Source organism: Micromonospora sp. NPDC002411 (genome assembly GCF_053592955.1).
In genome coordinates, this window is the sequence record NZ_JBSFBM010000238.1 from 1 (window position 1) to 10,867 (window position 10,867).

Genomic DNA, 10,867 nt, shown 5'->3' on the forward strand with positions numbered 1-10,867 from the left:
GCCGTGCTGCACGGCGTCGGCCTGGCCCTGGTCGGGGTGTACTTCGTCGCCGCCGGCGCACTGATGGCGCAGGTCTTCGCGTCCCGTGCCGCGGCCAGTGGTGCCGCGACGGCACTGCTCGGCGCTGGCCTGCTGCTCCGGATGGTCGGCGATGGCGTCGACGCGCTCGGCTGGCTGCGCTGGCTGTCGCCGTTCGGGTTGGTCGCGCTGGCGCAACCGTACGCGGCGAACCGGGTCCTGCCGTTGGTCGTGCTGACAGCTTTCGCCGTCACGCTGCTCGTCGTGGCCGTGCTGGCCGCTCGGCCACGCGATCTCGGCGGCGGCTGGCTGGCCGCCTCGGCGGGCCGTCGACCCCGTCTGGGCCTCCTCGGCTCGGTGAGCGGCTTCGCCGCCCGTCGGCTGGCGCGTCCGCTCGCCGGTTGGGCGGCCGGGGTGGGTGCCTATTACCTGCTCATCGGCGTACTCACGGTGTCGATGACCGAATTCCTGGCGGAGAACGCCCGCTTCGCGGATCTTGCCGCGCAGGCCGGTTTCGCCGGGCTGGGTTCGGTCGAGGGGTACGTGGCCGCGATGGTGACGCTGCTCTCGATCCCGGCAGGTGTGTTCGCCGCGGTCCGGTCGGCTGCCTTCGCCGCAGACGAGGCCGCCGGCCGGCTCACGTTGTTGCACGCCCAGCCGTTGACGCGTACCCGCTTCCTGCTGGCCGAGCTGGTCGTCACCGGGTGTGGCACGACGGCGCTGCTCGTCGCAGCCGGCCTTGCCACCTGGGCCGGAGCGTCGACCGTCGACGCTCCCCTCGGGCTCCTCGCCGCTCTGGCCGGCACGCTGAACGTGCTGCCTGTCGCCCTGCTGAGCCTCGGCGCGGCGACGTTCGCAGTGGGCTGGCTGCCACGCGCGGCAGCAATCGTGGGCGCTCTACCGGCGGCGGGCGGGTTCCTGTTACAGGTCGTCGCCGACAGCACCGGCGCACCGGGTTGGGTCGGCCAACTGTCCCCGTACGCGCACCTCGCCCCGGTTCCGGACGCGGCGCCCAACTGGACCGCCAGCGCCCTCATGGTGATCATCGCCGGTGCGCTCGCCGCACTGGGACTGTTCGGCTACCAGCGGCGCGACCTCCAGGGATAGATCCGGTGCCGGCCGACATAAATTGGCCGGCCACCGGAACCTTCTTCCCGGCCCGTGGGTGGGAGTGGTGAGAAGGGAGGTGACGGTGGCCGACGGCGATCTGATCTCGGTCCTCTACGCCAGCTGTTTCCGGCGCCTGGTGGTCCAGCTGTACGCGGTGACCGGTGACCTCAGCGAGGCGCAGGAGGCGGTCCAGGAGGCGTTCACCCGGGCTCTGGTGTCGCCACGGCGCTTCGCCGCGTTGGAGAACCCGGAGGCGTGGTTGCGGCGGGTCGCCGTGAACTGGGCCCGCAGCCGCTTTCGCCGTCGTCGGGTGCTCGACGGGCTGCTGCGTCGGATCGGTCCGCCGCCGGACGTCGCCGACCACTCCCCGGAGCACCTCGCTCTGCTCGCGGCGTTGCGGGAACTGCCGGAGGGGCAGCGGCACGCCCTGGCGCTGCACTACCTCGTCGACCTGCCGGTGGACGAGATCGCCGACACGCTGGGCGTCTCGGCCGGCACTGTGAAGTCCCGCCTGTCCCGGGGTCGGACCGCCCTGGCGGCGCTGCTCGCCGACACCGACATCGACACCACCGAAACCGACCACACCGAGACCGGGAGGATCGATGCGAGGTCGTGAGTTTGCCGGGTTCGACGTGGACACCCTCACCGAGGCCGTCTCGCCACCGTCCCTCGACGTACTGCGGTCCGCCGCCCGGTCCCGCCGTCACCGGTCGGTCGCGATGGTGGCGGCCGCGCTTGTCGCACTGGCCGGGCTGGCTGTCGTACCGCTGGTGACCGGGTCGGACCGGCCCGACCCGGTGGTGCCCGCGGATCCGTCGCCCACCCAGGGGGACACCTTCACGCTGACCGGACCGGACTCCGGGGTCGACGTCGACCTGTCGGAGGACAGCTGCGTCGCGCGCTTCACGTACACGGGTGACCGCGGCCGGACCTGGTCGGACTGGGACGCGGCCCGGTTCCAGGGCAGCAGGTGCACGGCCAACGTCGCCACCGGCACGCCGTCCGGTCGCAACGAGGTCGCCGTGCTCGGTGAGCGGTCGTACCTGGTGAGCGACGCCGGGACGCTGCACCTCTCCACCGACTTCGGCCGAACCTGGCGGGACGCGAATTCCGCGATCGTCGCCGTACCCGCCTTCCCGGCGACGGCCCGGCCGGTCTTCTGCGGCTTCGGTTGTCGGCCACTGTCCGAGCCGCTGGCAGTGGATCCGGCGAGCGGGACCGTGTACCGGCTCACCGCGAAGGCACCCTCGTGGCGTCCCCTGTACAGCCTCTACCCGGCCACCGACGGCTCCATCTGGGCGGCGTACCAGATGGGGTCCACCTCGGGCGTGACGCTCGCCCGCAGCGCCGACGGCGGCGCGACCTGGACCGCCCGGGAGGTGGGAGACGACGTCAACGTCGCCGCGGTGGTCGGGCTCGACGACCGGGAAGGGTACGCGCTGATCAACCCACCCACGACAGCGAGCGGTGGGCTGCGACTGCTGCACACCACGGACGGCGCGAAGACCTGGACGGACGTCGGCGTCGAGCTGCCGTGGACGTGGGACCTCACGGTGGGGTCGGACGGCTCCCTGCTCGCGATATCAACGGGCGAGGGCGACGAGCCCGACCGGCTCGCGCGGCTCCTGGTCAGCCGGGACGACGGGAAGCACTTCACCGTGGCCCGGGAGTACGGCCCCAGCGTCGGGGCGGCCAGTGTGGCACCGGGCTACGCCTGGCTCTACGGGCGCGACGGGTCGACGGGCGAGCCCGACCACATCCTCGTCACCACTGACGCGACCACCTGGAGCCGCTTCGCGCTGAAACCGTGAACAAGACGAGTTAACAGCGGCCCGCAGCGGGTAGGCACCCGGGCTTCTGCCAGCGGCCGGGGAGGTGGAATGACGGCGACCAGCGCCTTTTTCGAACGGTTGACAGTCGCCGGTCAGGACCCACGTTTCAGCAAGGTCTGTGGGAGCGTGCGCTTCGACATCAGGGACGGGGACCGCCTCGACCAGTGGCTCCTCGACATCGACCACGGCCAGATGCGGGTGACGAGGAGCGGCGCGCCGGCCACCACCGTGATCATGGTTTCGGCGCAGGTCGCGGACGCGATGGCGCGTGGCGAGGTGAACGGGCTGGCGGCGATCACCCGGGGCGAGATCATGGTCGACGGTGACCTCGGCCTGGCGTTGCGGATAGGACGCCTGTTCCCGCGCAAGTCGGAGCACGCCGGCCCGGACGGCGGCCGGTGACCGATGCAGGACATCCAGGGCACCGTGGCGTGCATCGACGGGAACACCTTCATGGTGTCCGACGCCAGCGGCGATGTGGAGTCGTCCCCCGCCGCTCCGGTCGGGCTGTTCGCCGCCGACACCCGCTTCCTGTCCCGCTGGATGCTCTTCGTCAACGGCGAGTGCATGACCGCGCTGTCGGTGGACGACAGCCAGTACTACGAGGCCACGTTCTTCGTGGTGCCGGGCGCGGCGGTGGACTACGTGCAGGCCGACGTGTCCGCCATCCGGCGCAGGCGGATCGGCCCGGACCTCACCGAGTCGTTGACGATCTTCAACTACGGCGAGCGGGAGATGGAACTCGACATCCGCCTGGAGGTGGCCGCCGACTTCGCCGACATCTTCGAGATCAAGTTCGACGTCAGCGACAAGGTCGGCACGCACTACACCGAGGTCGGCCCGAACGAGCTGCGACTGGGTTACCGGCGGGCCACGTACCACCGCCAGGTGGTGGTCTCCGCCACCGAACCCGCCGAGTACGACTCGGACGGTCTCCGGTTCACGGTCCAGCTGGGCCCCGGAGAGCAGTGGTCGACACGCCTGCAGGCGGCGATGCGGGCGCTGCGCCCGGACGGCGTCGACCTGCGCTCCGCCCTGCGGGCGCAGCGCCCGGACGACTCCACCCTGCCCACCAGCCTGCAGGCCTGGGTCGCGGCGGCCCCGAAGCTGGACACCGACAGCGTTGCCCTCCAACAGGTGTACGCCCGCAGCCTGGTGGACCTGGCCGCGCTGCGCTTCGCCCCGCTGTCGTTGGGCGGGGCGGCCGTGCCGGCTGCCGGGTTGCCCTGGTTCATGACCCTGTTCGGCCGTGACAGCCTGCTGACCTGCTTGCAGACCCTGGCCGTGACACCGTCGCTGGCCCCGCCGACGCTGCGGATCCTGGCGTCGCTTCAGGGCGCTCGGCGCGACGACGTGCTGGAGGAGGATCCCGGGCGGATCCTGCACGAGCTGCGCTACGGGGAGTCGGCCGCGTTCGAGGAGCAGCCGCACTCCCCCTACTACGGCACCGTGGACGCGTCGCCGCTGTTCGTGGTGCTGCTCGACGAGTACGAGCGGTGGAGCGGCGACACCGCTCTGGCGTTGGAGCTGGAGCAGGATGCCCGCGCCGCCCTGACCTGGATCGACAAGTACGCGGACCTCACCTCCACCGGCTACATCTGGTATGAGCGGCGCAACCGCGCCACCGGCCTGGACAACCAGTGCTGGAAGGACTCCTGGGACAGCATCTCCTACGCCGACGGGCGGCTGCCGGGCTTCCCGAGGGCCACCTGCGAAACCCAGGGGTACGCCTACGACGCCAAGATCCGAGGTGCGCGGCTGGCGCGTACCGTCTGGGGCGACCCCGCCTTCGCCGAGCGCCTGGAGCAGGAGGCGGCGGCGCTGTACGACCGCTTCAACCGGGACTTCTGGCTGGAGGACCGTGGCTTCTACGCCCTCGCGCTGGACCACGACGGCACTCCCGTCGACAGTCTGTCCTCCAACATCGGGCATCTCCTGTGGAGCGGCATCGTGCCGCCGGAGCGGGCCCCGAGGGTCGTCGAGCACCTGATGGGTCCGGCGCTCTTCTCCGGTTGGGGGGTGCGCACCTTCGCCGAGGGGCAGCGCCGTTACAACCCGCTCGGCTACCACAACGGCACGGTCTGGCCGTTCGACAACTCGTTCATCGCCTGGGGTCTGCGCCGGTACGGCTTCACCAACGAGGCCGGCCGCATCGCCGAGAGCATCCTCTCCGCGGCCACCTACTTCCAGGGTCGGCTGCCCGAGGCGTTCGGCGGGTTCGACCGCGCCACCACCCGGTACCCGGTCCGGTACCCGACCGCCGGCAGCCCACAGGCGTGGTCCAGCGGGGCGTGCATGCTGCTCATCCGCACCATGCTCGGTCTCAACCCGCACGAGGACCATCTGGCGGTGGACCCCGCGTTGCCGTCCGCCTTCGGCCGGATCGCACTCCTGGACGTTCCCGGCCGCTGGGGCAAGGCCGACGCCTTCGCCCGCCAACGCCCGGACCATCCCGCGTCGTAGCGACGACAGCGGACGGGCGCAACCGGGGACCAACTCCGGTTGCGCCCGGTCATGCGTCGGTCAGTCGGCGGACAGCCCTCGGGTCGCCAGCTCGCTGAGCGACCCGTCACCGCCGCCGAGGGCCGTGCGAGCCGCCTCCGGCTTGCGCACCTCGAACGCCTCCACCACGACTGTCGGCGAGCCGGCGCGACCCTTGATGCCGTCCACCTCCTGCCGGTCGGGGTTGAAGGGCAGCGTCCGCCACTGTTCCGCGACCTCCGGCCAGGTGGAGGAGATCGCCGTGACCAGGCTGTCGACCAGGCTCGTGTAGTCCTCGGGGCTGATCGGCCGGCCCCGCCCGTATCGATCGCGCAGCGCGAGGATGTCGGCGCCCGCCGTGCCGGCGTAGTTGTCGTCCAGCCCGAGCCACCAGTGGGCGAAGTACGCGCCCTGGTAGCCCTGGGCGAGATAGCGCGACCCGTCGTTGTGCACCTCGATGATGAAGTTGTGCACCTGGGGGAACTGACAGTCCAGCAGCAGGACGGTCCTGGCACTGGCGGGCTTGACGAGCAGTTCCTTCCTGAGCTCGGCACCCTTACCTGCCCCGAAGGTCTCCGCCGGCTGGCCGACGAGTTCGCCGCCCTTGGCGCTCAACTGCTCACGGATCTGGAACGCGGCCAGGCCGCAGTTGGCCCACCGGCGGCTCTTGTCGCGCAGTGTCAGCTGCTTGTCGTCGGTCCGCCCGGTGCTCAGCAACGCCACCCCGAGCTTGTCCCGGTCGGCGTTGTCCAGGGCCTGGTCCCGCTGCCGCTGGTCGGGGCCGCTGGCGAACCCCGTCTTCGCGTAGTCGGTCGCGGCCTTGACGGCGTCGACCCAGGTGTCGAAGCGCTTGTCGTCTCCGAATCTGGTCGCCGACCAGGTGACCAACTGCCCGAGCGCCTCCCCCTCGAAGTTCTTCGGCAGCAGCGGCTGGATCCGCCCGACGATCTCGCCGCAGGCCTTCTCGTCGTCCTCCAGGTTGGGGATCTGGCCATCGGGGTACGTCGCCTTGTCCTCGGCGATGAACAGCATGCCGAACCTCCACAGTCCCTTGTGTACGGTCACTCGCGGTGGCGAGCCGACTACCAGGCTGGACCATCGGCGGGGCATCGCACACGCAACGTCGGGATTCCGTCCGCCGACCTCCACTGTGGTCGGACGCGGTCCGTCAGCCGTCGACTTCGCGCAGCCCGAGGACGTACGTCGCCGTCATGGCGACGACCCGGTCCTGGTCCCGGGTCAGCTCGGCGAGGGCACCGGAGGCGGCCGGCCCGGGGATGTCCGCGAGGGCCTGGGTCAACCGTCGACGGGCCGCCGGTGGCACCGACTCGTGCGCGAGACGGTCGACGAGCGCCGTCGTGATCTGGTCCGCCAGCGCGGTGTCGCTCGCCAACGCGCTCAACGTGTCGGCGGCGTCGACGTCGTGGGCCTCCCCCACGACCATGTCGACGAGTGTCGGGACGGCGTCGGCCACGCCCCGCGCGCCGAGCGCCAGAGCCGCGTGCTGGCGGACCACGATGTCGATGTGGGTGAGGGCGTCGCGCAGCAGATCGGTCGCCGCGTCGTGCGGGATCTCGGCGACGGTCTCGACGGCACGTCTGCGTACCTCTGCCTGCGGCGACCGGAGCCCCTCCGCCAGCAGGGCCAGCCCGCTGTCGGCGGACTGCGCCAGAGCCCAGCGCAGGGCGCCGGCGACGTGCGGGTCGGCCTCGCCGAGCACCGCCTCGACCAGGGCCTCCACGGAGACCTTCTCCACCGATGCCAGGGCCGCGCGTTGACGCCGGCCGGCGCTCTCCGAACCCAAGCCGCGCAGCAGGGCGACGGTCTCCAGGACGTCCCCCCAGTCGGCCGGTTCCGCCGCACCGATCCGACGCAGCCGGTTCAGCAACTCCATCTCGCCCGCGATGCGGTCCCGGGTCTGGCGGATCAGGTCGTCGATGAGGGCCGAGGGAGCGAACCCGGGGTCGTCGAGCGCCCGCCGGACGTCGCGCAGCGACAGCCCCAGCGACCGCAGGCTCTCGACCTGGAAGATCAGCCGGATGTCCGCGGCGGTGTACTCGCGGTAGCCGGTGCTGGTCCGACCGGTTGGTCGGACCAGCCCGAGCGAGTCGTAGTGCCGGAGCATGCGCGCGCTCACCCCGGACCGCCGTGCCACCTCGCCGATCAGCACCCGGTCACCCGCTCGTCGCCGCCGGGCCGAGCGCCACCACACGGATGGCCTCGTCGGTCGCGTACTCGAAACCGGAGTCCGGGTCCTGCCACAGCCGCTGCGTGGCGGTCGCGTGCGCGCGTACCCGAGGGTCGGGATCGGTCGCCGCGGCCCGCAGGATCGGGATGATCACCTCGCCGAGCGCGATCAGCGCTCGGCTCAAGCTCAACCGCGTCTCCCGGTTGCCGCGCCCCAACTGCGTCGACAGCACCCCGGCCAGCTCGGCCGCCGCGCCGTCGGGCACCAGGGCGACCGCCGCCCGCCAGGCGCTACGCGCCACCTCGTCGTCGGCGTCGGTGAGCAGCGCGCGCGTGATCGCCGGCCACGCCCGCCGGTCACCGATCTTGGACAACGTGTGCAGCGCCTGGCTGCGCGCCTGCGCATGCTCCGAGCCGAGTTCACGAAGCAACCTGGTGACCGTCAGCGCCGCCGGGTGGCGGGTCAGGGCCCAGGTGAGCATTTCGCGTACGGAGAAGTCGGGCTCGATCCCGCACCGCGCGACGAGCGGGTCGACGCCTCGCGGATCCGGGGTCGTGCCGACAGCCAGGGCCGCGCGCAACCGCACCGACGCGTCGGTGTGCTTCAGCCCCTCGAGTGCCCTTATGGTGTTCGTGTCCTGTTGCGGACCGGTCATCGAACCCACCTCCTCGGACCCCAGTGCAGACCTTGTCACTGTGTCAAGGTCAAGCGATCCTCGCCTGCGCCTTTTCCGCACTGCGGACGGGTACGGCGTGCCACACTCCGAGAGGTCCTCGGCGGGCGGCCCGTTCGGCTGCGGGCGGCGGGTCGGCGCCCAGCTGCGGAAGGGGCGAGGATGCCACCAACCTGGCTGCTGGCGCTGTCCTGGGCCGCGCTCGCGGCGGGGTTCGTCAGCTTCGCGATCGTGGTCGCCGACACCTATCTGCGCGGGCATCGTCAGCCGGCGCGGGTCATGGAGATCGTCTGGCTGGTGACCGTCCTCTACATCGGCCCGGCGGCCGTCCGGCTCTACTGGAACTGGGGCAGGGCCGAGGTCTTCGCCCGACGGCGGCACGGCGGCCAGGTCCGTAAGCCCCGGCGAGGACTCGTCGTCACGCAGGTGTCCCGCTGCGGCGCGCACTGCGCGCTGGGGTTCGTCGTCGCCGAGGTCGCCCTGTTCGCCCTCAAGGCCCACCCGGCCCAGGAGACGCTGTGGGTCGACTACGCCGGCGACTACCTGGCGGCCGTGACGATCGCTGTCCTCTTCCGGTACGTCGGAGGGCCCGGTCGCGGCGTCACGAAGATCTGGCGTGCCCTGTCAACCGTGGTGACGGTCGAGCTGGTGACCATCACCGCGTTCGAGCTGGCGCTGTTCGCGTGGCTGACGCTCGCGCACCACGTCGTCTTCCCCGAGCCACCGCTGCGACCCGACAGCCCGGTCTTCTGGTTCGCCGGCCAGCTGGGGCTGATCGCCGGCTTCGTCGCAGCATGGCCGGTCGCCTCCTGGCAGCTCGACCGAGGGGCCGGTCGAGCAGAGTAGCCGGCCGCTCAGCGTGGCAACCGGGTACGGCGGTAGTAGGACCATCCGGCCAGTGGCAACGCGATCGTCCAGGCCAGCAGCAGCGGAAGACCGACCAGCACACCCGTCGGGGTGAAGATGTCCTGTGAACTGGGCTCGGACAGGTCCGCCGCGAACTGCCACGGCAGGGTCGCCGAGTAGCCGATCATCAGGGCGGATCCCAGCACCGTCGGCGTCAGCGGGAACCACCGTGGCACCCGGCGTCCACGCAGCCACGGAACCCACCGGGGGAAGGTCAGCCCCCAGTCACTGATGAGCCCGAGCGCCAGGACTCCGCCGAGCCCGGCGAGGACGCACAGGAGGCCCAGGTAGAACGCACCGACGGGCAGGCCCAGGAACCCGTCGACCGGATGGTCCCCGACGCCCGGCCCACGACCGTGGTACCACTCCTCGAACGGCTCGGGGTTGGCGAACAGCGGAATGCCGAGGATCCACGGGATGTGCAACGGGATGAACCCCAACACGGGGGCGATCCACGCCACGTGACCCGCTCGACGCGCCCAGGTCGGCGGTGGTGGCGTACGCCGCGCGTCGACTGTCCCGGTCTGCGCTGGTGGTGTTCGGGTCACTGTGACTACTCCGTCTCGGTGGTGGACGTCGGCGGAGATGACGCTTCCGCAACGGCAGGACGAGCGAATCCCCACGCCGAGGGAGCCGCCTCCCCGGGCCCGGGGACGTCAGCCCGGCCGAGGGCGTGGGAAGCACTGTCATCTATTGATCACCATGCGTTCCACCCTTGTGGACGGCGGCCTGGTAGGAAGGAGCGAGTTGCCTCACCTCAGGGAGATGACCGTGGCGCGTTCGCACCTGTCCCGCCGTTCGCTGCTGACCGCCGGTGGCGCCGCCGCCGTCGCGCTTGGCGCAGCCACCGCCAGCCCGTCGGCAGCCGCTGCCACGCCGGCCGAGGACCCGGTCGACACTCCGGCCGAGGCGCTGCGCCGCCTGCGGGCCGGCAACCGGCGGTTCACCTCCGGGCACGGCCGGCACCCGCACCAGGGTCTGGCGGACCTGCACCGTCTCGCCGCCGGGCAACACCCGTTCGCCGTCACCGTCGGCTGCGCGGACTCCCGGGTGGCCCCCGAGGTCCTCTTCGACCAGGGGCTGGGCGACCTGTTCGACAACCGGGTGGCCGGCAACATCGTCGACGACCTGTTGTTGGGCAGCATCGAGTTCGCCGTGGAGGAGTTCGGCAGCCTGCTGATCGTCGTCCTCGGCCACGAACGCTGCGGCGCGATCACCGCCACCATCGACGCCATCCACAGCGGCGGCACCGCTCCCGGGCACATCGGCACGATCGTGGACGCCCTGCGCCCGGCCGTCGAGCCGGTCCTCGACCAGCCCGGAGACCCGGTGGAGAACGGGGTCCGCGCCAACATCGTCGCCCAGGTGGCGGCGCTCGGTGCCCGCAGCTCGATCATCTCGGAGAAGGTGCACCAGGGCGCGCTGCGCGTCGTGGGCGCCCGCTACGACCTGGACAACGGGCGAGTTTCGCTGGTGGCCTGACGACCGCCGCCGACTAAGGCCTGTGTCGAAGTCCTCGGTCGGACCGAGGCGGAGTCCGGGCGGCGGTCCGGCAAGGCGGATATTCGTTCGGATACCGGTGTTGTATCCGGGCGAATATCCAACGCGGCCGGTCGTCGTCCGGGCCCGCCGCAGGCCGGCCAGGGGCTTCGACACAGG

Annotated in this window: 11 protein-coding genes; 7 read left to right on the forward strand and 4 right to left on the reverse strand. The window is 71.5% G+C overall.

Annotated elements, in window-relative coordinates; translation table 11 throughout:
* The 5 genes from ACWCO3_RS24490 to ACWCO3_RS24510 all read left to right on the forward strand — a co-directional run.
* Nucleotides 1-1,125: hypothetical protein (locus ACWCO3_RS24490; RefSeq protein ID WP_450012236.1), on the forward strand; the 1,125-nt coding region annotated here is incomplete at its 5' end.
* 67 nt (nucleotides 1,126-1,192) lie between these two features.
* Complete coding sequence (locus ACWCO3_RS24495) at nucleotides 1,193-1,744, forward strand: RNA polymerase sigma factor (RefSeq protein WP_244311724.1); 552 nt, start codon at nucleotides 1,193-1,195, stop codon at nucleotides 1,742-1,744.
* Nucleotides 1,731-2,939: a WD40/YVTN/BNR-like repeat-containing protein gene (locus ACWCO3_RS24500; RefSeq protein ID WP_450012238.1), complete on the forward strand. Its 1,209-nt coding sequence runs from the start codon at nucleotides 1,731-1,733 to the stop codon at nucleotides 2,937-2,939. Before ACWCO3_RS24495 ends, ACWCO3_RS24500 begins: the two co-directional genes overlap by 14 nt.
* Before the next feature lie 69 nt (nucleotides 2,940-3,008).
* Nucleotides 3,009-3,362: an SCP2 sterol-binding domain-containing protein gene (locus ACWCO3_RS24505; RefSeq protein ID WP_145782367.1), complete on the forward strand. Its 354-nt coding sequence runs from the start codon at nucleotides 3,009-3,011 to the stop codon at nucleotides 3,360-3,362.
* A 3-nt stretch (nucleotides 3,363-3,365) separates the two neighbouring features.
* The gene (locus ACWCO3_RS24510; protein WP_435826060.1) at nucleotides 3,366-5,423 is read left to right on the forward strand and encodes an amylo-alpha-1,6-glucosidase; all 2,058 of its coding nucleotides are present in this window, start codon (nucleotides 3,366-3,368) and stop codon (nucleotides 5,421-5,423) included.
* Nucleotides 5,424-5,483: 60 nt separating this feature from the next.
* Here the strand turns inward: ACWCO3_RS24510 and ACWCO3_RS24515 are convergent, their stop codons facing one another.
* The 3 genes from ACWCO3_RS24515 to ACWCO3_RS24525 form a co-directional block, all read right to left on the reverse strand.
* Nucleotides 5,484-6,473, reverse strand: a complete 990-nt coding sequence (locus ACWCO3_RS24515) for a hypothetical protein (RefSeq protein ID WP_450012241.1) — start codon at nucleotides 6,471-6,473, stop codon at nucleotides 5,484-5,486.
* Nucleotides 6,474-6,609: 136 nt separating this feature from the next.
* Nucleotides 6,610-7,611 (reverse strand): HEAT repeat domain-containing protein, encoded by a 1,002-nt coding sequence (locus ACWCO3_RS24520; protein WP_450012249.1) that lies wholly within the window; start codon nucleotides 7,609-7,611, stop codon nucleotides 6,610-6,612.
* Between the two features lie 4 nt (nucleotides 7,612-7,615).
* On the reverse strand, nucleotides 7,616-8,284 hold the full coding sequence (locus ACWCO3_RS24525; protein WP_450012243.1) for a HEAT repeat domain-containing protein: 669 nt from the start codon (nucleotides 8,282-8,284) through the stop codon (nucleotides 7,616-7,618).
* Between the two features lie 180 nt (nucleotides 8,285-8,464).
* Here ACWCO3_RS24525 and ACWCO3_RS24530 point away from each other — a divergent pair, with 180 nt between their 5' ends.
* The gene (locus tag ACWCO3_RS24530) at nucleotides 8,465-9,148 is read left to right on the forward strand and encodes a DUF4396 domain-containing protein (protein ID WP_145782377.1); all 684 of its coding nucleotides are present in this window, start codon (nucleotides 8,465-8,467) and stop codon (nucleotides 9,146-9,148) included.
* Between the two features lie 8 nt (nucleotides 9,149-9,156).
* On the opposite strand, the gene ACWCO3_RS24535 is transcribed toward ACWCO3_RS24530, so the two are convergent.
* Nucleotides 9,157-9,756 (reverse strand): hypothetical protein, encoded by a 600-nt coding sequence (locus tag ACWCO3_RS24535; RefSeq protein WP_450012245.1) that lies wholly within the window; start codon nucleotides 9,754-9,756, stop codon nucleotides 9,157-9,159.
* A 217-nt stretch (nucleotides 9,757-9,973) separates the two neighbouring features.
* Here ACWCO3_RS24535 and ACWCO3_RS24540 point away from each other — a divergent pair, with 217 nt between their 5' ends.
* Nucleotides 9,974-10,690: a carbonic anhydrase gene (locus tag ACWCO3_RS24540; RefSeq protein WP_450012247.1), complete on the forward strand. Its 717-nt coding sequence runs from the start codon at nucleotides 9,974-9,976 to the stop codon at nucleotides 10,688-10,690.
* Nucleotides 10,691-10,867: the final 177 nt, after the last annotated feature.